Annotated in this window: 22 protein-coding genes; 14 read left to right on the top strand and 8 right to left on the bottom strand. The window is 60.0% G+C overall.

Going from position 1 to position 23,594, the window contains the following annotated elements; genetic code table 11:
• Positions 1 to 49 precede the first annotated feature (49 nt).
• Together GEI7407_RS17630 and GEI7407_RS17625 are read left to right on the top strand one after the other, a co-directional pair.
• A complete protein-coding gene (locus tag GEI7407_RS17630; protein WP_015173569.1) occupies positions 50 to 1,534 on the top strand; it encodes a site-2 protease family protein in 1,485 nt (494 codons plus the stop codon).
• 19 nt (positions 1,535 to 1,553) lie between these two features.
• Positions 1,554 to 2,165, top strand: coding sequence for a hypothetical protein (locus GEI7407_RS17625; RefSeq protein WP_015173568.1), 612 nt, complete (start codon positions 1,554 to 1,556; stop codon positions 2,163 to 2,165).
• Here the strand turns inward: GEI7407_RS17625 and thrC are convergent.
• On the bottom strand, positions 2,110 to 3,222 hold the full coding sequence (gene thrC, locus GEI7407_RS17620) for a threonine synthase (RefSeq protein ID WP_015173567.1): 1,113 nt from the start codon (positions 3,220 to 3,222) through the stop codon (positions 2,110 to 2,112). The two genes, GEI7407_RS17625 and thrC, sit on opposite strands and share 56 nt — an antisense overlap.
• Positions 3,223 to 3,646: 424 nt before the next feature.
• Between thrC and GEI7407_RS17615 the strand changes: the two genes are divergently transcribed.
• The 3 genes from GEI7407_RS17615 to GEI7407_RS17605 all read left to right on the top strand — a co-directional run bounded on the left by GEI7407_RS17615 (position 3,647) and on the right by GEI7407_RS17605 (position 5,496).
• The gene (locus tag GEI7407_RS17615) at positions 3,647 to 3,907 is read left to right on the top strand and encodes a hypothetical protein (RefSeq protein WP_015173566.1); all 261 of its coding nucleotides are present in this window, start codon (positions 3,647 to 3,649) and stop codon (positions 3,905 to 3,907) included.
• 226 nt (positions 3,908 to 4,133) lie between these two features.
• On the top strand, positions 4,134 to 4,898 hold the full coding sequence (locus GEI7407_RS17610) for a hypothetical protein (protein WP_015173565.1): 765 nt from the start codon (positions 4,134 to 4,136) through the stop codon (positions 4,896 to 4,898).
• A 67-nt stretch (positions 4,899 to 4,965) separates the two neighbouring features.
• Positions 4,966 to 5,496 carry a hypothetical protein gene (locus GEI7407_RS17605; RefSeq protein WP_015173564.1) on the top strand — a complete coding sequence of 177 codons (531 nt, stop codon included), beginning with the start codon at positions 4,966 to 4,968 and terminating at the stop codon, positions 5,494 to 5,496.
• On the opposite strand, the gene GEI7407_RS20810 is transcribed toward GEI7407_RS17605, so the two are convergent.
• Entirely contained in the window at positions 5,493 to 6,362 is an 870-nt protein-coding gene (locus GEI7407_RS20810) for an N-acetylmuramidase family protein (RefSeq protein ID WP_015173563.1), read from the bottom strand. The genes GEI7407_RS17605 and GEI7407_RS20810 overlap by 4 nt on opposite strands.
• Positions 6,363 to 6,588: 226 nt before the next feature.
• Between GEI7407_RS20810 and hisH the strand changes: the two genes are divergently transcribed.
• The gene (gene hisH, locus GEI7407_RS17595) at positions 6,589 to 7,230 is read left to right on the top strand and encodes an imidazole glycerol phosphate synthase subunit HisH (RefSeq protein WP_015173562.1); all 642 of its coding nucleotides are present in this window, start codon (positions 6,589 to 6,591) and stop codon (positions 7,228 to 7,230) included.
• An 8-nt stretch (positions 7,231 to 7,238) separates the two neighbouring features.
• Positions 7,239 to 8,060, top strand: coding sequence for an alpha/beta hydrolase (locus tag GEI7407_RS17590; RefSeq protein ID WP_015173561.1), 822 nt, complete (start codon positions 7,239 to 7,241; stop codon positions 8,058 to 8,060).
• A gap of 56 nt (positions 8,061 to 8,116) precedes the next feature.
• Here GEI7407_RS17590 and GEI7407_RS17585 read toward each other — a convergent pair whose 3' ends face one another.
• Positions 8,117 to 9,529: an aspartate ammonia-lyase gene (locus GEI7407_RS17585; RefSeq protein WP_015173560.1), complete on the bottom strand. Its 1,413-nt coding sequence runs from the start codon at positions 9,527 to 9,529 to the stop codon at positions 8,117 to 8,119.
• 527 nt (positions 9,530 to 10,056) lie between these two features.
• Between GEI7407_RS17585 and argJ the strand changes: the two genes are divergently transcribed.
• Complete coding sequence (gene argJ, locus GEI7407_RS17580; protein WP_015173559.1) at positions 10,057 to 11,322, top strand: bifunctional ornithine acetyltransferase/N-acetylglutamate synthase; 1,266 nt, start codon at positions 10,057 to 10,059, stop codon at positions 11,320 to 11,322.
• Positions 11,323 to 11,330: 8 nt separating this feature from the next.
• Here the strand turns inward: argJ and GEI7407_RS17575 are convergent, their stop codons facing one another.
• Positions 11,331 to 13,058, bottom strand: coding sequence for a pentapeptide repeat-containing protein (locus GEI7407_RS17575; protein WP_015173558.1), 1,728 nt, complete (start codon positions 13,056 to 13,058; stop codon positions 11,331 to 11,333).
• 279 nt (positions 13,059 to 13,337) lie between these two features.
• On the opposite strand from GEI7407_RS17575, the gene sbcD reads away from it, so the two are divergent.
• The 5 genes from sbcD to GEI7407_RS17550 all read left to right on the top strand — a co-directional run bounded on the left by sbcD (position 13,338) and on the right by GEI7407_RS17550 (position 19,622).
• Positions 13,338 to 14,633 carry an exonuclease subunit SbcD gene (sbcD, locus tag GEI7407_RS17570; RefSeq protein WP_015173557.1) on the top strand — a complete coding sequence of 432 codons (1,296 nt, stop codon included), beginning with the start codon at positions 13,338 to 13,340 and terminating at the stop codon, positions 14,631 to 14,633.
• Positions 14,634 to 14,711: 78 nt separating this feature from the next.
• Positions 14,712 to 15,767 carry a YheT family hydrolase gene (locus tag GEI7407_RS17565; RefSeq protein WP_015173556.1) on the top strand — a complete coding sequence of 352 codons (1,056 nt, stop codon included), beginning with the start codon at positions 14,712 to 14,714 and terminating at the stop codon, positions 15,765 to 15,767.
• Between the two features lie 135 nt (positions 15,768 to 15,902).
• Complete coding sequence (locus GEI7407_RS17560; RefSeq protein WP_015173555.1) at positions 15,903 to 16,658, top strand: response regulator transcription factor; 756 nt, start codon at positions 15,903 to 15,905, stop codon at positions 16,656 to 16,658.
• 412 nt (positions 16,659 to 17,070) lie between these two features.
• Complete coding sequence (locus tag GEI7407_RS17555; RefSeq protein WP_015173554.1) at positions 17,071 to 18,345, top strand: hypothetical protein; 1,275 nt, start codon at positions 17,071 to 17,073, stop codon at positions 18,343 to 18,345.
• 80 nt (positions 18,346 to 18,425) lie between these two features.
• The gene (locus GEI7407_RS17550) at positions 18,426 to 19,622 is read left to right on the top strand and encodes an HhoA/HhoB/HtrA family serine endopeptidase (protein WP_015173553.1); all 1,197 of its coding nucleotides are present in this window, start codon (positions 18,426 to 18,428) and stop codon (positions 19,620 to 19,622) included.
• 54 nt (positions 19,623 to 19,676) lie between these two features.
• Here GEI7407_RS17550 and GEI7407_RS17545 read toward each other — a convergent pair whose 3' ends face one another.
• The 3 genes from GEI7407_RS17545 to GEI7407_RS17535 all read right to left on the bottom strand — a co-directional run bounded on the left by GEI7407_RS17545 (position 19,677) and on the right by GEI7407_RS17535 (position 21,528).
• Positions 19,677 to 20,024, bottom strand: a complete 348-nt coding sequence (locus GEI7407_RS17545; protein ID WP_015173552.1) for a DUF760 domain-containing protein — start codon at positions 20,022 to 20,024, stop codon at positions 19,677 to 19,679.
• Positions 20,025 to 20,176: 152 nt separating this feature from the next.
• The gene (scpB, locus tag GEI7407_RS17540; RefSeq protein ID WP_015173551.1) at positions 20,177 to 20,677 is read right to left on the bottom strand and encodes an SMC-Scp complex subunit ScpB; all 501 of its coding nucleotides are present in this window, start codon (positions 20,675 to 20,677) and stop codon (positions 20,177 to 20,179) included.
• Positions 20,677 to 21,528 (bottom strand): ABC transporter ATP-binding protein, encoded by an 852-nt coding sequence (locus tag GEI7407_RS17535; protein ID WP_015173550.1) that lies wholly within the window; start codon positions 21,526 to 21,528, stop codon positions 20,677 to 20,679. The genes scpB and GEI7407_RS17535 overlap by 1 nt, the downstream gene beginning before the upstream one ends.
• Before the next feature lie 447 nt (positions 21,529 to 21,975).
• Between GEI7407_RS17535 and GEI7407_RS17530 the strand changes: the two genes are divergently transcribed.
• Entirely contained in the window at positions 21,976 to 22,770 is a 795-nt protein-coding gene (locus tag GEI7407_RS17530) for a hypothetical protein (RefSeq protein ID WP_015173549.1), read from the top strand.
• Between the two features lie 69 nt (positions 22,771 to 22,839).
• On the opposite strand, the gene GEI7407_RS17525 is transcribed toward GEI7407_RS17530, so the two are convergent.
• On the bottom strand, positions 22,840 to 23,253 hold the full coding sequence (locus GEI7407_RS17525) for a hypothetical protein (RefSeq protein WP_015173548.1): 414 nt from the start codon (positions 23,251 to 23,253) through the stop codon (positions 22,840 to 22,842).
• Positions 23,254 to 23,594 lie beyond the last annotated feature (341 nt).

Raw genomic sequence — 23,594 nt, 5'->3', positions numbered from 1 at the left:
GATGGGAGATTATCCCCAGCGTTGGGGCGGATGAGTTGAGATAGAGTTCATGATTTTTTGGTTCTGGCTACTATTGTTGGGACTCATCACCTACTTCATTGTGCAACGAAGTGTTGCCAGTATGACGCGCACTCCGGTCTGGCTATTGTGGTTGGTCATGATGATGCCAGCGTTTATTTGGGCGCTGTGGGGACTGGCCTTCGGCCCGAGTCGGCCCATTCCGCTGGTGCTGATCGTGGGGCCGTTTGTGGCCTGTCCGCTGCTGTACTGGATGCTGCTGCAGTGGGGGCGACTGTCGCCGGAGGAGGCGCAGATGGCGCAGGAGGAGGCGATCGCGGCGGCCAAGCGACCGCCCCTGCGCCCCATCGAGAAAGAAGAGGAAGCCACGCTGCAAAACTGCTTTCCGTGGACGGTGTTTTATCTTCAAAACATTGAGTATCGCCCCCAGGCGGTGATCTGTCGCGGTCAGCTGCGCACCAATCCAGAAGCGGCCTACGCGACGGTGCGGGACAACGTGGTGTCGCACTTTGGCGATCGCTTCTTGGTGGTGTTTCAGGAAAGCTTGCAGGGAAAGCCGTTTTTTGCTCTGGTGCCCAATCCTCAAGCAATGGCTAGCCGCCTTAGCACTGAGCCCTTGGTGCGGCCGGGACTGGCTCTGGGCCTGCTCGGGGTGACCCTGCTGACGACAACCTGGGTGGGCATGGGCCTAAATCTGGGGGCCGCGTCGGAGCAGACGCTGACCCTCGAGCAGCTCCTGACTTCGCCAAATCTGTGGCTGCGGGGCCTGCCCTACGCGATCGCCCTGATGGGGATTCTGGGCATTCACGAGCTGGGCCACTACCTGGCTGCTCGTTTCTACAAAATTCGCACAACGCTGCCCTATTTCATTCCGGTGCCGCTCTTTTTGGGCACTTTTGGCGCGTTTATTCAGATTCGCTCCCCCGTGCCTAACCGCAAGGCCCTCTTTGACGTGGGGATCGCGGGGCCTTTGGCGGGGCTGGTGGTGACGCTGCCGGTGCTGCTGTGGGGCTTGGCCCATTCCACGGTGGTGACCCAGGTGCCCGAGGCCAGCATTCTCCAGTTTGATGCGCTCAACCCCCACTCGTCTCTGCTGCTCAGCGTGTTGAGCCACATTGCCCTGGGGGATAGCCTCACGGCGACGGCGGCCCTCAAGCTGCACCCAGTGGCGATCGCAGGGTACATTGGCTTGCTGGTCACTGCCCTAAATCTGATGCCCGTGGGTCAGCTCGATGGCGGCCACATCGTCCACGCCATGTTTGGTCAGCGCACCGGAGCCGCCATCGGCCAAGTTGCTCGGCTTTTGGTCTTGCTGCTGTCTTTTGTGCGGCCCGAGCTGCTGATGTGGGCGATTTTGCTCTTTTTCATTCCCGTGATTGACGAGCCAGCCCTCAACGACGTCAGCGAACTGGACGATCGCCGGGATCTTTGGGGACTGCTGGCGCTGGTGCTGCTGGTGATGATCGTGCTGCCAGCACCGAAGATGTTGATAGAACTGCTCAGCGCAATGACGTGAGGTTTGGGAGGTCAGGGCGATGAATCACGAAGTGAGCCAATGGCTGGCAGAAATCCAGTCTCTGAAGGTCCAGCTTGCCCAGGCGCTGCGGGAGCGAGAGGATGCTCAAGCGAGCGAGGGCAACTGGCGACAGCTCTACGAAACGGAGGCCAAACAGCGGCGCACAGAAGCGCGGATGTACGAGCGCAGCCTCGGTGAGCTAGAGGCCAAGGTGCGCCAGATGGAGGGCCGCCTGCCCCTCGATGAAGAGGGCGAGCAGGACCAGGAAGCGGCGATCGCCGCCGTGGTCCACAGCGAGCTCAGCCAGCTCCAAGATCCAGCGGCGATCGCCGCCAAGCTGCGCCAAGTCCTGCTCGAAAACACGCGTCTCCGCAGCGAGGTCCACCGCCTGAGCCAGCTCCTCCAGGCCGAGCAGGCCAGCCACGAGCAAACCCGGCGCAGCCTCACGACAGCCCTAGGCGACACCATCGACAGCCTCGCCCGAGAGCGGGCCAGCCGCAAACACGAACCGCCCACCCCCGAGGGGCAGGCGGCTCATGAAGGACTGTCTGATTTTGAAGATCAAAACCGAGAGTCTAGAAACCCATCGCCTGAGCTACCGCCCCTAGGTCAGGCGCAATTCCCTGCTTGAACTGGTTGCCGCTAAACTTGATTGCCGAGTCGGGGTCCTTCAGGCCATTGCCGGTCAGCACGCACACGATCGTCGCGCCCGTGGGCACCTGATCTTTGTGCTTGAGCAGGCCGGCCACTGAGGCCGCGCTGGCTGGCTCGCAGAAGACCCCTTCCTCGGAAGCCAGAATACGATAGGCCTCTAGGATCTCGTCGTCGGTTACCGCGTCAAACTGTCCCTGACTGGCATCCCGCACGGCGATCGCGCGATCGCGGTTGGCTGGGTTGCCGATGCGAATGGCCGTGGCCACCGTCTCGGGATGCTCCACCACCGAGCCCGCCACCAAGGGCGCTGAGCCCGCCGCCTGGAAGCCCATCATGCGGGGCAAGCGCGTGCAGCGATTTTCTTGGTGGTACTGGCAAAAGCCCATCCAGTAGGCCGTGATGTTGCCCGCGTTGCCCACCGGAATGCACAGCCAATCGGGTGCATCTCCCAGCACGTCCACCACCTCAAAGGCTGCCGTTTTCTGGCCTTCTAGACGATAGGGATTGACCGAGTTCACCAGCGTGATGGGATAGCTCTCGGCCATGCCGCGCACGATCTCCAGCGCCCGGTCAAAGTTGCCCTGGATCGCCAGAACCTCGGCTCCGTAGAGCAGCGCCTGGGCCAGTTTCCCCAGCGCCACGTAGCCATCGGGGATCAGTACAAAGGCGCGCAGGCCGCCCCGCCGGGCATAAGCCGCTGCCGCCGCCGACGTGTTGCCCGTGCTCGCACAGATGACAGCCTCAGCGCCTGCTTCCTTGGCCTTGGAAATCGCCATGGTCATCCCCCGGTCTTTGAAGCTGCCGGTGGGATTGAGGCCGTCGTATTTGACATACACCTTCACCTGGCGACCAATGCGATCGGCGATCGCAGGGGCAGGGATCAGCGGCGTGCTGCCTTCGAGCAGCGTGATCACGGGCGTCTGGTCGCTCACCGGCAAATAGGGACGATACGCTTCGATGAGTCCCGGCCAGTTTTGAGCCCGGAGCGGAGCACTGGAAGATTGGGAGTTGGCAGTTGACAGGCTTAGAGTCACAGTGGCGGCTAGGTTCAGTAAATAAGCGACAAGTGCATCTGAGGACCGTCAAAGCAGAAGCTCGCACACAATTGTTGAGGATCTCAGCGCTTTTGGCAGCTGGGACACTCTCTGCTTTCCCTCAGCGATCTCTAGATCGTATCAATTAGTTTACCCTCTCTGGGAGGTCCGGATTCAGGGGGTCCACGGGGGAAAGAGTGGTTCTAGGCCCATGGACCTGGTTTTGAGGCGATCGCCCGCATCTAGCCCGTGGGGGTGTGTCTTTCAAAAAGCGATCGCCGCCGGTATGCTAAACCCTCAATCTAGGGAGCAATTCGCCCGCACAAACCACTTCAAAAACCGCCACATCGCATACAATCCTCCCTGGGCAGCCCGCTAGAATAGCGAGGTAGCCTACGCTAAGTACAAATTACTACTTTCACCAATGGCTGATTACCTATCTCGTACCTCTGCCACCGCTACGGCTGTGCACGATGGGAATTCCAGCAGCGATGTGATCCCTGTCTCCTCCCCCGCTACAACCTCGGAGAAGGTCACCTCCCTCTATCGTGCCGATCAGCAAGCAGAGCTGTTGGACCTTCAGCACCAAGCTGACAACCTGCTAGAACAGCTCCGTACCCTCAAGCGCCAGCGCATCGCAAATACCGCCCTTGCCCCTATTCACTGCCAGGAATCTCTGGCGTGATCCCTTCGCCACCCATGCCGCTCGGGTATGGGTGGAAGTTCTCAACTTTTGAAAGCGAAATTTGGGAGAGCGCGATCGCCCGAAAGCCTCGCCCACTCAGGCCTTTTCCTCACCTCTAGCGATCAAGCTAGAAAATCTCCAATTTTCTTCTTGCCATATGGGCGATCAAGGGTGTTGCTTCCGGATCAAGAGGGGCTATCCTAAGGGGAAAATTTGGGGAGTGTCCATGAACCAACGTCAGTGGCTCTGCAGCGCCAGTGCTGTAATGCTGCTGCTTACGGCATGCAGCAGCGAACCGGAGGCCGAAACTCCGGCCCCGTCACCCGCCGCCCAAGCCCCGGCAGCACCCGCAGCGCCCACCGCTGCCCAGAAGAAGCCCGCGAATTTTTCACAGCCCATGGTTGCAACGGCCCAAGGCGGCGCGCCGGGTCTGCTCCAGTCCACCAATCCCACCGCCCGACTGCCCCAGGTGTCCGTCGGCCGCACCGATCCCTTCGCTATGGTGCCCACGACCCCAGTCGTCATCCCGGGTAAAGTCACTCCGCCTGCTGGCACCGCTGCGGGCCGGGTGCCCAAAATGCCGCCCGTTCCTGAGGCCCAGGACAAGCCCAAGGCAGGAACGCCGCTGCCGGCCATTTCGACCACCAGCGTGCCAAACCTGTCGCCTGGCGCAGCTAGCGCCCCCGTGAATGGCCTAACGGTGCCCGCAGCGCCAGTCAAGCCCGCCCTGCCCGAGTCGCCGACGAGCATCGCTAGCGCGGTAGAAGTCAGCGGTATCTTGGAGGCGAGCGGCAGAGTCAGCGCCATTGTGAAGGTGCCCAACGAAACCTCGAGCCGGTATGTCTCGGCTGGCGACTCGCTGGCTGATGGCAAAGTGCGGGTCAAGCGCATCGAAATGCGATCGGGCGGGGAGCCAGTCGTTATCCTAGAGCAGGGTGGTATTGAGGTGGTTCGGCCCGTGGGCAGCGATCGCACGATCGCTAGCCGCTAGCCCCTGACCTCGGTAGTGTCTTTGCACGGCTGCCCTTGGTTCGCAAGAGGTTTGCAGGAACACTCCCATGCCCAGAGACTTTGCGTCAGACGCACGCGATCTCCAAGGGCGATCGCCCGAAAAAGCGATCGCCCGTCCCCTAGATCTAAACGACACCTATCTGTGTCCCATGTGTCGTCATGGCGAGCTGTCTGCTCTCGCCCTCATGGAAGCCTACAGCTGTAACTTCTGCCGGCACATTTTCACGGCCAACCTCCGCGAGCAAACGCTTCAGGTGGCAGACAGCTCTCAGCGTCTAGCCTGGCGCTGGGATGGCCGCCAGTGGCGGAGCGCTCGTCAGGGACCTTGGGATACGACGATTTTGCTGTTTGGCGTAGGAATCACGCTGACGGTTTTGCCCACGGCGCTGGTGCTGCTGTCGGGCTACATGTTTCCGCCCCTGCCAGGGAGTCGGGGGGCGTGGCTACCCCTGGCCTGGGCAGGCCTGACATTTTGTTTTCATCTGGGACTGGTGGCCTGGCTGGTGGCCGAACACTGCCAGTTTCCCCTCTACGTCACGTCCAAGGTCCGGCTTCAGCAGTACTTCAGCCGCGCCTAGACAACAGGCGCTCCCAAGGCGATGTCTTCGGCCAAATAAGCGGAGTAGGCGCTGGCGAGCTTATGGTCGTAGGCCAGCGTGGCGTAGCTCGGCCCGTTGTAGTGATAAGCAAATCCGGCCCAGTCTCGATTGCGCAAGTACTTGCTGAGGCCCTGGTTTTCGATGAAGGCGACGAAGGCGCGCAGCTGATGGCCTTCGCTGCGCTGCATGTCGGTGACGTAGTCCTCGATGTTGGCGTAGCCGCACAGGGGATGGTTGAAGCCCATGATCTGAAACAGTCCCCAGCTAGCGGACTTCAGAGCAGATTTGGGAGAGAGGGCGATCGCGGCATTGAGGCGGCGCCATTCGGCCAGTCCTCCTTTGTAGAGGGAGCGGTCCCACTTGGCGCTGGACAGGTTGCTGTGAAGGTGATCGTAGCGGCTTTCGGTGAAGTGGCTAAACCAGGTGGCCTCAAACAAGATTTTGGGACGGCCATCGCTGAGGAAGCCAGCGCCGCTACTCTCGACTTGGACCACGGCTTTGATCACGGCGACCTCGACGCTCAGTCGTACGGCCACTTCGGCGTAGTCCTGCTCCTGGAGACGGCGGGGCGGCTGTCCCAGCGTGAAGGGATTGGGGAGGGACTTGGCTTCGATGAGGTGCTTGGCAGTCCAGCGATCGATGAAGTAGGGGCTCAGGCCGAAGGCTCGGTTGAAGGCTTGGAGACCGGAGGCGGTGCGGGGGCCGTAGATGCCATCAATGCTAGCGGGGGGCAAGAGCTCTAGGGCCGAAAGACGAATTTGGATTTGACGGACGAGGTGCGGATAGGAGGGGAGGCGATCCAGGTGGAGAGGCTGCCCTGAGGCGTAGATATCTTGGAGACGCATGGCCAACAATGACGATTTTCGTGGACTCACGAAATATCTACAGAGCAGCTGTGCGGGATCTCGGAGATCTCCGCAAAAATCCTGAGACCGGCCTCCGGGTGTCCCTATGCTAGAAGGTGACGAAGCCTTGGCAGGAGGCCTCTCGAGGAGCTGAGCGATCGAGCCCATAGGGCGATCGCGCTATAGTTTCAGAGGAAGATTGACTCAAAATATTCAGGACAAGGCCATGGCTGTGATCGCCGTGATTGACTACGACATGGGCAACCTTCACTCCGTCTGCAAGGGGCTGGAGAATGCGGGAGCAACGCCTGTTGTCACGGATTCTGCGAGCGAAATTGCCCGTGCAGAGGGGATTGTGCTGCCGGGGGTAGGAGCCTTTGATCCGGCGGTAGACCATTTGCGATCGCGGCAGCTCGAGGAGCCGATTCGGGCGGCGATCGCGAGCGGCAAGCCTTTCCTGGGGATCTGCCTGGGGCTCCAGATTTTGTTTGAGTCGAGCGAAGAGGGCCGGGAACCAGGCTTGGGCATTGTGCCCGGGACGGTGAAGCGCTTTCGGTCCGAGCCGGGAATGACCATTCCGCACATGGGCTGGAATCAGCTCCAGCTCACCCAGCCCGCGTCGCCCCTGTGGCAAGACCTGCCCGCAGATCCCTGGGTATATTTTGTGCACTCCTACTATGTGGAGCCGCGCGATCCGCAGGTGCGCGCCGCGACGGTGAGCCACGGCAACCAGACCGTGACGGCGGCGATCGCCCGCGACAACCTGATGGCCGTGCAGTTTCACCCCGAGAAGTCCTCGGACGCGGGCCTGAAGATCCTGGCCAACTTTGTGCAGATGGTTAGCCGCCAGCCGTCGCTGACCCGCTAAAAGGCTTTATGCTCCAGCATCCTGTGTGGTCCAAGCTGATTGGCCCTTTGACTTGGGGACGCTTGGGGCGATCGCTCCTGTTTATCTATGGGGCGATCGCGCTGTATGCCTTCTTTTTCTCCGACCGGCTGATCTTTCAGCCGCCGCCTGCCAGCTACGTCGCCAATGCCAACTTGATCAAGATTCCCAGTGCTGAGGGCGTGGCGATCGCGGCGACCTACCTGCGCAATCCCCAGGCCCGCTACACCCTGCTCTACAGCCACGGCAACGCGGAAGATCTGGGATACATTTACCCGATCCTGCAAGATCTCCAGGCGGCGGGCTTTTCGGTTTTTGCCTACGACTATCGGAGCTACGGCCTGAGCGAGGGCCGCGCCACCGAGGGCAACGCCTATCGGGACATTCGCGCGGCCTACCGCTACCTGACGGAAACCCTCAAGGTGCCGCCGGAGCAGATCATTTTGCACGGGCGATCGGTGGGCTCAGGGCCTAGCGTGGATTTGGCGCGCGAAGTTCCTGTGGCGGGCTTGATCCTTGAAAGCGCCTTTACCTCGGCCTTCGTGGTGATGACCCAGGTGCCGCTATTTCCCTTTGACAAGTTTTCGAATTTGGCGAAAATTCGTCGCGTCGAGTGTCCGGTGCTGGTGATTCACGGGACCGAGGACGAGCTGATCCCCCTGAGGCACGGCGAGCGGCTGCTGGCCAAGGCTCCCGGCCCGACGCAGTTTTTGTGGGTGGAGGGCGCTGGCCACAATGACTTGGTGGCGGTGGCGGGCGATCGCTACTGGAAAGCGATTCAGGCCTTCGCGGCGACCCTGCCGACTCCCTAGGACTGGGCGAGACGGGGCGATCGCTCTCTAAAAGGCGATCGCCCCAAATGCCTAAACTAGGCTTGATTCGGCGGCATTTGGCTCATTTCGGCCAGATTCAAGACTTCGGCTAATGTTGCCTCGTCCATTAGGCCCTTTTCGAGCACGATCTGGCGCAGAGACTTGCCGGTTTCCAGAGATTCCTTGGCGACGGCCGCAGCGTTGAGATAGCCAATGTGGGTGTTGAGGGCGGTCACCAGGGCCAGACTGCCCTCGGCGTAGGCCAAGCAGCGCTCCTCGCTGGCGGTGATGCCCTTGAGACAGCGCTCGGTCAGGGCGGCGATGGTGTTGCCCAAAATCTCGATGCTCTGAATCAAGTTGTAGGCGATCAGCGGCATCATCACGTTGAGCTCGAGCTGGCCAGCCTGGGCGGCAAGGGCGATCGCGGCGTCGTAGCCCATCACCTGGAAGCACACCATGGAGGTCATTTCCGCCATCACGGGGTTGTATTTCCCGGGCATGATGGACGAACCGGGCTGCACGGGCGGCAGCTGGATTTCTTTAAAGCCGGTTTTGGGGCCGGAGTCCATCAGACGCAGGTCATGGGAAATCTTGGCCAGGTCCTGGGCCAGGTTGCGCAGGGTGCCGGACACCGCCACAAAGGGCCCCATGCTCTGCATCGCGGCCATTAGGTGGGGGGCGGGCTTGAGGGGCTGGTCGATCAGCTCTCCCAGGATCTCAGCGACGCGAAAGCGGTACTGGGGATGGGTGTTGAGGCCGGTGCCCGCCGCGCTGCCGCCCAGACCCAGCAGGGTCAGGTCAGTGGCCGCCGTTTCGATGCGCACTAGGTGGTCCATCAGGATCTGAGCCCAGGCCCGGAAGGACTCGCCCAGGCGAACGGGCACGGCATCCTGGAGGTGGGTGCGGCCAGATTTAATGATGTTCTGGAATTCGTCGGCCTTGGCGTCGAGGGCGGTGATGGCCTCGGTAAGCGCCGGAATCAGGGTCCGCTCAAGGGCCAGCAGGCCGCCCACCCGGATCGCCGTGGGAATCACGTCGTTGGTGGACTGGCCGTAGTTCACGTGGTCGTTGGGGCTGACGCGCCCGTAGTTGCCCTTTTGGTCTCCCAGCAGCTCTAGCGCCCGGTTGGCCAAGACTTCGTTGACGTTCATGTGGTGGGAGGTGCCGGCCCCTGCCTGGTAAACGTCCACCACAAACTGCTCTCGCAGGCTGCCCGCCAGGACTTCGTCTGCGGCTTGGACGATCGCCTGGGCCATCTCCGCCGAAATGCAGCCGAGCTGTCCGTTGGCGATCGCCGCGGCTTTCTTGATCAGCACGCAGGCCTCGACGTAGGTCGGCAGCGGCTTGAGGCCACTGATGGGGAAGTTCTCGGTCGCCCGCAGCGTTTGAATGCCATAGTAGGCACTCTCAGGAATCTGCCGCTCTCCCATAGAGTCTTTTTCGATGCGGTAGGCGCTCGGCTCAGTCATGGCTTTCTCGTGAAGGAAATTCCCAGGGGCGTCCCGGCGGGACTTGGACGAATACCATCGAAGCACGATCTGGTTGACACGCCAAGGGCCTCAAAGCGCTTCGGAGGGCGATCGCGCTGCCTCTGGGTTTGGGCGCGATCGAGTGCTGTTCAGCTCCCAAAGGGCCAGCCCCCGGCCCTGCTGCGGTTGGGGGTTGCTCCGGCGATCTTCTATATCTTCGCAATTGACCCTTGGCTGGGCAGCGCTAGAACCTTTGGCCGGTGAGGGTTTGGGCCAAATGTTTGGATGTCTGAGAATCCAGATCTTTTGGCGGCGAACTTAAAAGTTAGATAAAGGGGGTATCACCCCTCACCCCCTCAATGGCATACTGTGATAAGTAGATGCACCCTGATGTAAGGGGAGGTTCGCTTTGGCGGGGCTCCCCTTTTCCTTTTGTGGGGGTTTGCGTCCCGGCTGCGCTGGCACAAGCGATCGCTCAAAGGCTGATATAATCCGCTCTCAAGCAATCTGACGGTGAAGGAGAAACCATGGCGGATTGGCAGGAAATTCCGGGGGGCGTGACGGCTCCCAAGGGGTACCAGGCAGCGGGCATCACGGCGGGACTCAAGCCTTCGGGAGCACCGGACTTGGCCTTGATCTATTCAGAAGTGGATGCGATCGCGGCGGGTGTCTTCACGACGAGCCAGGTTCGCGCTGCCTGTGTGGACTACTGCCGTCAGCGATTGCAAGCTAAGCTTAGCGCGCGAGCCATTTTGTGTAATGCCGGTCAGGCAAATGCAGGCACCGGCGAGCAGGGCTGGCGAGACGCCCTCGAAAGCGCCGAGCTGCTGGCCCAGGCCCTGAAGATTCCAGCAGACACGGTGCTGGTGGCTTCGACGGGGGTGATCGGCCAGCGCATCAAGATGGACGCGATGCGATCGGGCATTCCGGCGCTGGTCGAAGCGGCTTCTAGCACCGGATCGGACCAGGCTTCCCAGGCCATCATCACCACGGATCTGGTGACGAAGGCGATCGCCCTTGAGACCCACCTGCCGGTCCGCAGCACCGCTGCCAAGGAAAGCCGCCCCGTGCGCATCGGCGGCATCGCCAAGGGCTCGGGCATGATCCATCCCAACATGGCGACGATGCTCGCTTTTGTGACCTGCGACGCCTCGGTCGCGCCTCACCTGTGGCAGCAGATGGTCAGCCGAGCGGCGGAGCGCAGCTTTAACCAAATCACGGTGGACGGGGACACCAGCACCAATGATTCTCTGATTGCCTTGGCCAATGGCCAGTCCCGGACTCCGGCGATCACCGAGATGGGGCCGGAGGCGGAGCGCCTAGAGGCGATGCTGACGGCGGTGTGTATTCACCTGGCCAAGGCGATCGCCCGCGACGGCGAGGGCGCAACCTGCCTGGTCGAGGTCCAGGTGAGCGGCGCTCCGGACGATGTCTCGGCTCGCAAGGTGGCCCGCACCATTGCCGGATCGTCTCTGGTGAAGTCGGCGATTTTTGGCCGCGACCCAAACTGGGGCCGGATCGCGGCGGCGGCGGGCCGAGCCGATGTGCCCTTCGATCAAGACGAGCTGCAAATCAAGCTGGGTGACTTTTTGCTGATGGACCGGGGCCAGCCTCTGGCCTTTGACCGGGCGGCGGCCAGCGACTATCTCAAGCAGGCGGCCCAGGGGGTCTATCTGCAAGGAGATACCGTGGCGATCGCCGTCAAGATCGGTGCTGGACCCGGTCAGGGGACGGCTTGGGGCTGCGATCTCAGCTACGACTACGTGCGCATCAACGCCGAGTACACCACCTAGGAATCGCCCTAGGGGCTTGGGGCAGTCGTCGGCACGGTGCGGTTGGGAACTGTGCCTGGACCCTGGACCTGGTCGAGCAGCGCTTGGACGATGTCCTGCTGCTCGATGTTGCTTTGCCGCTCGTAGAGGGCGATCGCCTGCTGCCAGTCGGCGATTGCCTGGGGCATTTTCTTGAGCTGCTGGTAGGCCAAGCCCCGGTGGTGGTAAGCGGCGGCGTAGCTGGGGTCGCGGCTGAGGACGCGATCGTAGTCCTTGACTGCGTCCTCGTATTTTTCGCGATCGAAGCGGGCGAGGCCCCGGTAATAGTAGGCGTCCACCATGCCTTCATTCAGCTCGATAGCGCGATCGAGGTCTTTGGTCGCTTCTCGCGGGTCGCCCAGGCGCAGGCGGGCGCGACCCCGGTTAAAGAAGGCGTCGGCGTACCCGTCCGAGGAGTCAATGGCGCGGTGGCCGTCTTCGAGGGCGCCCTGGTAGTCTCCTTTTTCGAAGCGGGCGAGGCTGCGCACGTTGTAGGCCGCAGCGTACTTACCGTTGATGCGAATCGCCTGGGACGCATCGGCGATCACCTGCTCGTAGTTGCGCTGGGCGGCGTAGGCATAGGCCCGGTTGTTGTAGGCCTCGGCGTAGCTGGGGTCTGCCTCGATGGCGCGGCCATATTCGGCGATCGCCCCTTCTAGGTTGTTTTGGTAGCGATAGACCAGGCCGCGGTTGTTGTAGGCCGGGGCGTAGTTGCTGTTGATGGCGATCGCCCGCTCGTAGTCCGCCAGGGCTCCCGGATAGTCCCGCATGGCGCGCAGAGCGTTGCCCCGGCTGACGATCACGGCGACATTGTTGGGCTCCAGGCTCAAGGCGCGCTCGTAAAAGGCGATCGCCCCCCGCTGGTCCCCGCGCCGAAACAGGCTCTCGCCCCACCGGCTAAAGTCACTGGCCTCCGCCTGAAAATTCCCCGTGGGCACACTGCGAAAGTCCACGTCGGCCCCCCGCAGATCAGCGCCATTCAGGTTCGCCCCGTCAATGTTGGTGCCCCGCAGATTGGCCCCGCGCAGATTTGCGCCCGCCAGGTTTGCCCCGCTGAGGTCTGCATTGCTCAGATCGACGCCATTGAGATTGAAGTTACTCAGGTTGGCCCCCCGCAGGTTGACCCCGCTTAGGCGAGCCGATCGCAGCGTGTACTCCGACAAGTAAGCATTGCTCAGGTTGGCCCCTTCCAGGCGCGCCCCATTGAGAGAAATATTGCTCAGATTGGTGCGATCGAAGTTGGCCTGGAAAAGATTCGCGCCCCAAAAGTTGGCGCCGTCTAGGTCGCTGCCCGACAGGTCGGCATAGCTCAGATCGCTATTGCTCAAGTTGGCATAGCTCAAGTCGCTGTTGCTCAGGTCTGCCCCGTTGAGAATGGCGCTTTGAAAGTCCGCCCGCTCTAGGTCCGCCCGCTCCAGGTCGGCCCGCCGCAGGTTCGCGCTGCTAAAGTCGGTGCGTTGCAGGTCGGCGCTCTCGAAGTCGGCGTTCTCGAGGTTGCTGTTGCTCAGGTCAAAGCCGCTGAGGTTCGCCCGCCCATAGTCGCCGTTGCTGAGGTCGCAGCTGATGCAGCGTCGGGTTTCCAGGAGCTGCTTGCGGTGTTCGGGCTTTTCGGCCAGGGCTGCGTCTGTCCCGACCATGGGGGCCACAACCAGGGCAAGGGCCGCCAGCGATCGCCAAGGGCTGCCAGAGCGGCTATCAAAACGCTTGCGCTTGCTCATAACGATTCCAGTGCAGTAAACGACATAAATTCAAGGGCCAGAGAGGCGTTGGCTGAGAAAGGCCGCGTTTGAAAGACTCTCTGGGGCTCCATGGGGCTATGTCAAAAGATACAGACCCTCTCCGCTTTGATACAGATGAAACCCCAGATTCGTGCCAAGTCCTTGGGCTGGGGCGATGTAGAATCCCGCGATCGCCCGGTCGCGCGCTCGTTTCCTTTGCTAGCGTGGTAGGCGACATCCGCAGACCCCCGCTTGGGCCAGGCCCGAGGCTTCATCGCCATGATCAAAGTCCTCCATCTCTCCGATATTCATATGGGCAGCGGCTTTGCCCACGGCCGCATCAATCCCGAAACGGGCCTAAACACGCGCCTGGAAGACTTTGTCACGACCCTGCGCCTCTGTATCGATCGCGCCATCAAGGAACCCGTGGACCTGGTGCTGTTTGGCGGGGATGCCTTCCCGGATGCCACGCCGCCGCCCTACGTCCAAGAGGCCTTTGCCAGCCAGTTTCGCCGCCTAGTCGATGCCCAGATTCCCACGGTGCTGCTGGTGGGCAACCACGACCAGCACTCCCAGGGCCAGGGCGGCGCGAGCCTGTGCATTTATCGCACCCTGGGGGTGCCGGGCTTTGTGGTGGGCGATCGCCTCACGACCCATCGCCTCGAAACCCGCCAAGGCCCGGTTCAGGTGATCACCCTGCCCTGGGTGACCCGCTCGACCCTGCTGACCCGCCCCGAAACCGAAGGCATGTCCCTAGCCGACGTCAGCCAGCTTTTGATCGATCGGCTAGGCGTGGCCCTCGAAGGAGAAATTCGCCAGCTCGATCCGGCGGTGCCGACGGTTCTGCTTGCACACTTGATGACGGATACAGCGCGCTTTGGTGCCGAGCGATTTTTGGCGGTGGGCAAGGGTTTCACGATTCCTTTGGCGCTGCTGACGCGGCCCTGTTTTGACTATGTGGCCCTGGGTCATGTGCATCGCCATCAGGTGCTGTGCGAGTCGCCGCCGGTGGTCTATCCCGGCAGTCTGGAGCGGGTGGACTTTAGCGAAGAGGACGAAGAGAAGGGCTATGTGCTGGTGAACTTGGCGCGGGGCGAGACGACGATGGCGTTTTGTCCGGTGCCAGCGCGACCTTTTCGCACGCTCCGGGTCGATGTGTCCACCCAGGACGAGCCCCAGGAGGTCCTGCTCAAGGCGATCGCCAAAGCCCCGATCGCCGAGGCCGTGATTCGGCTGATTTACCAGGTCCGCTCCGAGCAGCTCGACCAAATCGACAACCAAGTCCTGCACCAAGCCCTCAAAGCGGCCCACAGCTATACCATTCAGCCCGAGCTGATCAGCCAGTTGGCCCGACCTCGGCTGCCCGAGCTGGCCGCCGAAGCCAGCCTAGATCCCCTGCGTGCCCTGCAAACCTACCTCACCAGCCGCGAAGATCTGCAAGATATCGAGGCTGACTTGCTGGAGGCGGCCCAGCAGCTGCTGGAGGTGACGGACGAGGAAGACGCGCTCACCGATGAGGCGATCGCCCCTTTGGCGGTTCGCTCTGACGGCAACACCCAGCTGCGCCTGCTCTAGGAAGGACTGCGGCCTGGGCGTTTTCTGCGGCGATCGCCCTTTGTCGTTAACAATAGAACCAGTCAGTCACAAAACTTCATGGAATCCTTCGCCTTTTCGCCGCCCTGGTTTTTGCGCAGCGGGCTGGCCATGACCCTGTACACCGCCCTGTGGAATGACCAGCACTGGGAGCCCCACACCCTCGAGCCCGAGCCGCCCTATCAGGAAGCCTACTTTACCGGTGCTGGCGACGTTCCGCTCTTTGGCTGGGTGGCCATCCCAGAGCATCCGAAGGCCACCATCGTCGGCACCTACGGCATCACCGGCACCCTCGAAAACCAGTGGTTTCTGCGGATTTTGGGCCGCAAGGCCTACGCCCAAGGCTTTGCCGTGGTCCTCTTTGACTGGCGCGCCCACGGCAAAAGCGCAGAGCTATCCCCGGTCTTGACCTCCGACGGCCTCTACGAAGGCGAAGACTTCGTGCGCATCGCCGCCCAGGCCAAGGCCCTGGGCTGTCCCGCGCCGCTGTGGTTTACCGGCTACTCCCTGGGCGGCCAGCTCGCCCTGTGGGGCGTCAAAGCGGCTCAGGTCATGGAGCCCCTGCCCGCCCTGGGCCTGGAGTCTGGGGATATTGGCGGCGGAGCGGTGATCTGCCCAAACCTCGACTCCAACCGCTCTTTGACCTATTTGGTTCGGCATCCCCTGGGCCGCTACCTCGAGCAGGCGATCGCCAAAGGACTCAAAAAACTGGCGTGGCAGCTCCATGATCAGCATCCCGGCCACTTCGATCCAGCAGCCATCGAGCGAGCCAACAGCATTCGGGGCTTCGATCACGAACTGGTCATTGAGCGACTAGGATTTGCATCGGTAGAGGAATACTACGACGCTTCTAGTCCTTTGCCCATCTTGCCCGTTTTAAACAAGTCAACCTTGATTTTGTATGCGGCAGATGATCCCCTATTTGATCCGTCCGTTGCAGCGGATCTAAAAGCTGCGTGCGCAGGCAATTCAGCAATTACCCTAGCCCTCACCCAATATGGCGGTCATGTGGGCTACTTCAGTAGCCGTCGCTGCCAGCAACAATATGGCGATCGCGATCCTTGGTGGGCCTGGAATCGAGTCCTTGACTGGATCCGCCCGAAAATAGGTTATTAAAAGTGATGAAGTGTCGTCTGCGGCTCACCGTCGCCTTCAAAAGATCTGCTTATAATCTGTACAGGATTCTTAGTATCCCTGTGATGGTTCTTAGCGAGCCGTAATAATAAACAGCTGTTTCATTCTTAATTAGTGATGCCTCGAATACTCGTCATCGATGATGACCCCGCCATTTCCGAATTGGTCGCAATCAACTTAGAAATGGCTGGCTACGAAGTGACTCAAGCCGAGGATGGCATCAAAGGTCAGGCCCTCGCCGTGCAGCTAGCGCCCGATCTGATCATGCTGGATCTCATGCTGCCCCGCGTGGACGGCTTTACGGTGTGCCAGCGGCTCCGACGCGATGAGCGTACCTCTGACATTCCCGTATTGATGCTGACGGCTCTCGGCCAAACCCAGGATAAGGTTGAAGGGTTCAATGCTGGGGCCGATGACTATCTCACCAAGCCCTTTGAAGTCGAAGAAATGCTGGCTCGGGTGCGGGCGCTGCTGCGTCGGACCGATCGCATTCCCCAAGCAGCCAAGCACAGCGAGATCCTCAACTATGGCCCGTTGACGCTGATTCCGGAGCGCTTTGAGGCTATCTGGTTTTCCCAAACGGTGAAGCTGACTCATTTGGAGTTTGAGCTGCTGCACTGCTTGCTCCAGCGCCACGGCCAAACGGTGTCGCCGAGTGAAATCCTCAAGGAGGTGTGGGGTTACGATCCGGATGATGATATCGAAACGATTCGGGTGCACATCCGCCACCTGCGCACAAAGCTAGAGCCCGATCCTCGCCATCCTCGCTATATCAAGACGGTCTATGGTGCCGGGTACTGCCTGGAGTTGCCCAATAGTGGCCAAACCTATGTGGAGACCGACGAAACGGCGAATGAGCAGGCGGCCAGCTAATCGCTGAAGCTAAGAGCATTGGAGCGACTCTCGAGCGAATTCGGGAAGGCTGGCGACGAAGGTCAGAGGCGATCGCTCCTGTGCTGGGACAGGGCTGCAAAACTGTCCACTCGGTCAGCGATCGCAAAAAGGGCGAGTGTTATATTGTCGGATGGCATCGTCAAGCCAACAGCTCTGACCGTTGTTCCAATGTCTGTTGCTGCTGACAAGTTCCCTTATATCCACCGTGCACCTGTGCGCCCCTGTTAGTCTTGGCGCTAACCTGTAGCATTGTCCAAAAAGCTCTACTGGGAGCTTTTGCCGGGGGTTAGTACGTCTAGGCGTCTTTTGTGATGATTTGGTCTAAAGCTTGCTGCGCGCACGTTCCCGCTCAGAAGCATGGGTGCTTAGGCACTCGCGGAGGTAATACCCGGTGATACCACACGACTATGGCCGCCCAACGAGTCCTGAGGAGCAGCTGTATAGCCACTGGATCGAGTTAGTGGCGCAAGAGTCTCCTCAGCAGATGATTGAGCGTTTTCGATGCCTGTTTGTAGAGGGCATCGGTTACCCCGATCGCGAGGTGTGGCACCTACTCTGCCAAATTGTGTCTTCGCCCTTGGCGGAGCAGCGCTTCCGCTTTGTGCTCAACCGCTGCTGCTATATCCTAATCAACCGCTGGCAAACCCAAATCCGCTTTCAACCGGCGATCGCAGACCTAGTCGATCTTTTTGAGCAGACTCCCACGAGCCAAATCCGCACAGCCATCACCAAGCGCCTGCGTGAGCTCATTCGGCAATTTATCAAAACAGAGCAGTATCTGGCCCTGCGCCGCCTCGCCCAGGTGCTCGTACAGCAAAATGCCGCGTCCCCAGAGAGCCTCAACACCCAGCCCCTCGGCATTTTGATTCCGCGCTATCCCTACCTTTATCGGCACTGCCTGCTGAGCGAGGACGAAGGCATCGAGCAGCGCCACGCTATTCAGCAAATCCAGACCCAGGCTCAGCGCAAGTTTGACGTTGATTTGTCGCGCTACATCACCTACCAGCAGCGGCGATCGCACGATCGCGCGAGCGGCCTACTTGTACCTCAGCCTGAGCGCATTATTCACTCCGTCACCAATCCCACGCTCCTGACAGACTACGAGCTCAACACTGCTCTGCGAGAGTTTATGGAGCCCGTGGCCCAAGGGCGAACCTGCCGGGACCTGGCCCAAAACTTTGTGGTCTACAGCAGCCAAGCCCGCAACTATCGGACCTTCAAAGACGATCTGTATGAGTATCTAACGGCCTCAGTGGATACAGACTACGGCAGTCACCAGTTCAACCAAAAACTGCGATCGCACCTCAGCGCTTGCTTAGCTCAGTCTGAGTTTGAGCCGCCCAACGAACTTTTGCGTGTTCGGACCGTGCGCCGCCTGCTCGACTTTTTGGTGGCCAGCCCTCAAAAGCCCCACCACCTAGTTTTCCTGGACCTGACGACCAACCTAGGAGCGACTGCAACGGTCAGCCTGCTGCTCAAGCTGCTGCTGATCTGCCGACAGGCTAAGCCCTATCTCGAGCGCCGCTTTTCGCTCCTGTTCAAGCATTACGAAACCTGTACGCATGCCACGGTAGAGTGGCTTGTCAAAACCCTCGAAAACCTGAATGTCGCCTTCAGTACTCACTTTAGCCCCAGCTTTGGTATGACTGGACGTTTCGTGTTTTGAAGACGACCCAAGCCACAAATTTTTTTGATTACATTGGAAAAGCGGTTCACTGCCGCAGCTATGGGTTAGGAAGTTAGACCATGAGCGTTTCGGCAAAGCAGTTAGGAATTTATTTGGCTCTGTTGGCGCTGGGGGGCGGTGCAGGACTGGTGGGAAGCCGCTACTGGAGCAGTCCGCAGCCAAGTGCTTCTGTGGTGCCGGTAGTGCTCAATCGGCGATCGCAGCAGGAGACGGCGGCTCGAGTGCCGGCCCAAGGGGGCAACCCCAACTTCATTGCCCAGGCGGTGGAGCGAGTAGGTCCAGCAGTGGTCCGCATCGACGCCTCGCGCACCGTCAGCAACAACCTGACCGGCGCTCTGCAAGATCCGCTGCTCAAGCGCTTTTTTGGTAATGCAATCCCGGAGCCTCAAGAACGCGTCGAGCGCGGCACGGGCTCTGGGTTTATTCTCTCAGAGGATGGCCGACTGATTACCAATGCCCACGTGGTCTCGGGCACAGATGTTGTCAAGGTGACGCTCAAGGACGGGCGGCAGCTGGACGGGCGGGTGGTCGGGACCGATCCGGTGACGGATGTGGCCGTGATCAAGATTTCGGCGTCGGATTTGCCGACGGTGTCCATTGGCCGGTCGAATAGTTTGATGCCAGGACAATGGGCGATCGCCATTGGCAATCCCCTGGGCCTCGACAATACCGTCACTGCTGGCATCATTAGCGCCATTGGCCGCTCGAGCTCCCAGGTGGGCGTGCCGGACAAGCGCGTGAGCTTCATTCAGACCGATGCGGCTATCAACCCCGGCAACTCCGGCGGCCCCCTCCTCAACGATCGCGGGGAAGTGGTCGGGATCAACACCGCGATTCGGGCCGACGCTCAGGGCCTGGGGTTTGCAATTCCTATTGAGACGGCACTGCGGATTGCCGATCAGCTGGTCACGAAGGGACGGGCAGAGCATCCCTTCTTGGGCATTCAGATGATGAGCTTGACCGCAGACCTGCGCAAAGACTTCAACGAAACGGGCGAGCTGCCGATCAATATTGCCCGTGATCAGGGCGTGCTGATTGTGCGGGTGCTTGAGGGTTCGCCGGCGGCCCAGGCGGATTTGCAGCCCGGAGACGTGATTGTGAAAGTCAATGGCAAGACGGTTAACAATGCCTCAGAGGTCCAGGTGATCGTCGAGTCTAGCGAAATTGGCAAAGATCTGAAGCTGGAGATCAATCGCGCTGGCCAGGCTGTGGCGATCGCAGTACGACCGGGTCAGTTTCCAGTAGAAGGCAACTGATGCGTAATCTTTTCTAGGGGGCTCGGGACTTCCTGTTCAGACACTCCTTGGAGCCTAAGCGTCATCCTTGCCGTCTTTGGACAAAGAGAACGAGCCCGTTAGGCTAGCTTCTAGCTGCATGCGCTGCTCCATTTGGCTCAGAAAATAGCCCGTCATCATGGCAGAGGCGAGTAGACCGGCCAGATTTTCTCGGTCGGTGGTGATTTGAACGTTGAAGTGCTCCGAGGGCAGCATCCCGACCAAACCCTGGACATTCTGAGAGATGATTTGCTTGATTTCTGGACTGGCAGAGCGCGCCACCCGAGCCAGCACCTCTGGAGACTGGTGCTGAAGATACTTCAGGAGGGGGTTGGCTTGGCCTTCTTCGCTGTGGGTACCGAGAAAGTCAGGGTTAAACACCATATAAGGTCTCTTAATCGCTCAGCTCATTTTCTACTCTAAACTATTGCTCTGCTCATCGACAGTGGTGGCTTTTGGGGAAAGCCGATGCTGCTTTGGAGAAAGAACCGAAGGTTAAGGGGAGATTAGTGGGGTAAGGGCGATCGCCTGAGGGCCTAGACACTTTCTGAAGACGCTTTGCTGACCAGCTTGGGCAGCTGCTCGATCTGAAAATATTGGTAAAACTTATCGGTGACCTGGAGCCAAAAGGAGCGCCCGTCCGACTGGCGACGCTTGCGCACGAAGCCCTGCTCGACGAGAGTCTGGACGTGCTGATAGGCGCCGGAGCCGCGCAGCTCAACTAGATCAGTTTGGCTGATGGGGCCGCGCAGGGCGATCGCCGCCAAAGTGCGCAGCGCCCCCACCCCTAAGTCCACCGGAACCAGGGTCTGGACCAGTTCGTGAAAGGCCTCTCGCAGCTGCAAGCTGTAGCCCTTGGGCGTTTCTACCACTTCTAGGGCGCTGTCGCGGTGGGCGTAGTCTGTGATCAAGGTGATCAGGCCTTCTTCGGCGCTCGAGCGATCGCACCCGGCAAACTGAGCAATCTCGGCCAGGGTCAGCGGCTGCCCCTTCAGATACAGAATCGCCTCGATTTTGGCTGCTAGTGACACTGCCATCAATCCAGTTTGTGCCCCGTCAGCTCAACAAAAATGTCTTCCAGATTGGACTCCCGAACCATCAGGCCGGTCTTGTCGGTCTGGGTGTCGAGGTAGTGGTTGGCCTCTGCCTTGGTCGGGAAGAACTGGTACTCCCAGCGATCGCCCGTTTGCTTGATCACGAGGCCCTCACCGTGCTTTTGGCGGAAATCCTGGAGCGTGCCCAGCTCGATCAGGCGGCCCCCATCCATGATACCGATGCGATCGCAGAGATACTCCACTTCCTCCATATAGTGAGTCGTCAAGAGCATCGTCATGCCCTGCTGATTGAGCTCCCGAATAATTTCCCAGATGCGGCGGCGCGTCTGGGGATCCAGCCCCACGGTTGGCTCATCGAGAAACAGAATTTTGGGCTCATGGAGCAGGGCGCGCGCGATTTGGAGCCGCCGCTTCATGCCGCCAGAGAGCGTCTTCACCAAGTCGTCTCGGCGATCGCTCAGCTCCACATACTCCAGCCACCGATTGATTTCTTGGCGGCGCTTGGGATTGGGAATGTGGTGGAGCCGGCCATGAAACTCCATGTTTTCCCACACCGACAGATCGCCGTCGACGCTGGTCTGCTGAAGCACGACCCCCAGAGACTGCTTGACCTGGCGCGCTTCCCGAACCACGTCGTAGCCTGCCACCTCGATGCGGCCCTTGCTCGGCCGAGTCAAGGTCGTCACCATCCGAATCGTGGTCGATTTCCCGGCACCATTGGGCCCCAGCAGCCCAAACATTTCCCCCGGCGCGATCGTAAAGGACAGATCGTTCACCACGGGGCGCTGATTGTAAGTCTTGCAAACGTTCTCAAGGACAACGGCGGCGGTCATAGGGTCGCGGGAGCACAAAAAGATTCAGTCTCTTAACTTACCGTCAAAACCTCTTCTCTGGCGTGCGATCGCTCCCTACACGTCCAGCGATGGATGACTCCGTAGGATTGCGGCCAAGGTTCTACGGAAAAAACGCATAAAGATTTGGTAAAGACACCAAGATTACGGAAAAAGGAGCGTTCACGCCCCTAGAGATTTTGATTTCAAGATCAAAAAACACCTGGAAAACATTTTCTGGCTTGAGGACTGCTGCTGGGCGGTCTGCTTCAAAGAGGCTTTAGAAACAGTTTGGCAACCTTGAATTAACCTAAGGTTAATCTCATTAACCCAGGCTTAATTCAAGCCTAGAGCAACCATAGCGCGCAGGTGATGAAAACCTGGTTTATCTCCGCGTGCAGCCCCTGAACACCTGCTTTCTGCTCTTTTGAACTGTTAAAAGGACAATCCATGCAGCCTACGATTGCCATTGCTCCCAAGACGATCGCGCGCGTGTTGTTGTGGGTCGTTGGTGTGATTATGTTGCTGAGCCTCTTGGGGCAAATCGCGAATCACGTTTTTGGCTACGGTCGCCTCATGGGGTATGTACCGCTGACGGATGTGAACGGAGAAGCCAATATTCCGGCGTGGTTTTCGTCAGCAATGCTGCTGACCTGCGGGGCACTGCTGGGGGCGATCGCGCTCCTCAATCGCACAAAGGGCGATCGCTTTACCCGGCACTGGGGTGCTTTGAGCCTGGTGTTTTGCCTGCTGTCCCTGGACGAAACGGCTGAGCTCCACGAGCGCCTGATTGCCCCCCTGCGGACCGGCCTAAACGCAACAGGTTTCCTTTATTCCACCTGGATTTTGGTTGGGGGCGCTCTAGTGGGCCTGTTGGCGCTGTCTTACTTCCGCTTTCTCAAGAATCTGCCGTCCCGCAGCCGCAATCTTTTCTTGATCTCGGCGGGGATCTACATCGGGGGCGCGATCGCTGTCGAGGCGCTTCACGGCTACTATCTCTATGCCCACGGCCGCGACCTCGGCTACGCCGTGATCGCCATGGTCGAAGAATCCATGGAAATGTTTGGCCTGATCGCCTTTATCTATACGCTGCTGACCCACTTGGCGTGGATGGGGGCTGGACAAATTCAGCTGGCGATCCAAGTGCCCCAGGCTGCGGGCGATCGCCCTGTTTCCGCCACTGAGGCTGCCTACCTGCCCGTCTCCCAGTCCCCGACCCAGCAGGGCCTCGACTCCCGTTCCTAGCGACCCACGGTCTCCGACCTTATCTCTTGCCCCATCAAGCCCTTCCCGGCCGGGAAGGGTTTTTGTTGCTCAGGCGAGGGTGCTCATCCATCCCACATCGACCGAGCAGCACAGCAGCAACTGCCGCAAGCCTTCGCGCACCTGGGCATAGCGCCAGCCGATCACCTCACCGCTCTCGTAGGGCGACTGCACCAAAAAAGGATCGCTCAGGCCAAAGGGAGCTTCCAAGCGATGGGAGCGAAAGCGAATTCGCCCATCCAAAAAACCCAGCCAGAAATCCGCTGCCGTAGGCAAAGGGTGAACCACGATTTCATACTCATCAAAGGCGGCAACCAGCCACTGGATAGCTTCTTGGAAGGTTTGACACTGCTTGAGCCAGGTGGCGACGTTGTAGGGCGTGACGATCTCCGGGGCATCGGGGTCAACGAGCTCCACCAGCGTGTCCCAGTCGAGATAGCCAAATTGGAGCTGAGCAGGGACCAAGGACGAAGCGGTCCAGAGAATATCTGCCAGGCCCTCGGTTGCAGTAGCAAATTGTTCCCAGCTGTCGTGTAAGACTCTCAGTGATTCTCTCAAGCGATTAAGCCGACGATCTGCCCATCGACTGTTCATACGATCGCCCCGACACCTCAATAGAAGCCATTGTTTACGAAGGGGGCGATCGCAATCAATTTTGGAATCATAGATTGCCTCTATCTCCCTTCTTCTGTGCCCGCTAGCCTCCTCAAAGGCTGTGCCAGCAAGACAGCCTACAAAACCAGTCTCAGCGTTTACTCGCCGTTGCCGCCCCAAAGCGCGGTTCTGGATCTAGGCCTGACCTGTGA

It is taken from the genome of Geitlerinema sp. PCC 7407 (genome assembly GCF_000317045.1).
GTDB lineage: Bacteria > Cyanobacteriota > Cyanobacteriia > PCC-7407 > PCC-7407 > PCC-7407.
The sequence above is the reverse complement of the archived record's forward strand: the minus strand, read 5'-3'. Positions and strand labels throughout refer to the sequence as shown.

Coding starts and splice junctions, on each gene's coding strand:
- GEI7407_RS17630 (WP_015173569.1), top strand. CDS start 50: ATGATTTTTTGGTTCTGGCTACTATTGTTGGGACTCATCACCTACTTC.
- GEI7407_RS17625 (WP_015173568.1), top strand. CDS start 1,554: ATGAATCACGAAGTGAGCCAATGGCTGGCAGAAATCCAGTCTCTGAAG.
- GEI7407_RS17615 (WP_015173566.1), top strand. CDS start 3,647: ATGGCTGATTACCTATCTCGTACCTCTGCCACCGCTACGGCTGTGCAC.
- GEI7407_RS17610 (WP_015173565.1), top strand. CDS start 4,134: ATGAACCAACGTCAGTGGCTCTGCAGCGCCAGTGCTGTAATGCTGCTG.
- GEI7407_RS17605 (WP_015173564.1), top strand. CDS start 4,966: ATGCCCAGAGACTTTGCGTCAGACGCACGCGATCTCCAAGGGCGATCG.
- GEI7407_RS20810 (WP_015173563.1), bottom strand. CDS start 6,362: ATGCGTCTCCAAGATATCTACGCCTCAGGGCAGCCTCTCCACCTGGAT.
- hisH (WP_015173562.1), top strand. CDS start 6,589: ATGGCTGTGATCGCCGTGATTGACTACGACATGGGCAACCTTCACTCC.
- GEI7407_RS17590 (WP_015173561.1), top strand. CDS start 7,239: ATGCTCCAGCATCCTGTGTGGTCCAAGCTGATTGGCCCTTTGACTTGG.
- GEI7407_RS17585 (WP_015173560.1), bottom strand. CDS start 9,529: ATGACTGAGCCGAGCGCCTACCGCATCGAAAAAGACTCTATGGGAGAG.
- argJ (WP_015173559.1), top strand. CDS start 10,057: ATGGCGGATTGGCAGGAAATTCCGGGGGGCGTGACGGCTCCCAAGGGG.
- GEI7407_RS17575 (WP_015173558.1), bottom strand. CDS start 13,058: ATGAGCAAGCGCAAGCGTTTTGATAGCCGCTCTGGCAGCCCTTGGCGA.
- sbcD (WP_015173557.1), top strand. CDS start 13,338: ATGATCAAAGTCCTCCATCTCTCCGATATTCATATGGGCAGCGGCTTT.
- GEI7407_RS17565 (WP_015173556.1), top strand. CDS start 14,712: ATGGAATCCTTCGCCTTTTCGCCGCCCTGGTTTTTGCGCAGCGGGCTG.
- GEI7407_RS17560 (WP_015173555.1), top strand. CDS start 15,903: ATGCCTCGAATACTCGTCATCGATGATGACCCCGCCATTTCCGAATTG.
- GEI7407_RS17550 (WP_015173553.1), top strand. CDS start 18,426: ATGAGCGTTTCGGCAAAGCAGTTAGGAATTTATTTGGCTCTGTTGGCG.
- GEI7407_RS17545 (WP_015173552.1), bottom strand. CDS start 20,024: ATGGTGTTTAACCCTGACTTTCTCGGTACCCACAGCGAAGAAGGCCAA.
- scpB (WP_015173551.1), bottom strand. CDS start 20,677: ATGGCAGTGTCACTAGCAGCCAAAATCGAGGCGATTCTGTATCTGAAG.
- GEI7407_RS17535 (WP_015173550.1), bottom strand. CDS start 21,528: ATGACCGCCGCCGTTGTCCTTGAGAACGTTTGCAAGACTTACAATCAG.
- GEI7407_RS17530 (WP_015173549.1), top strand. CDS start 21,976: ATGCAGCCTACGATTGCCATTGCTCCCAAGACGATCGCGCGCGTGTTG.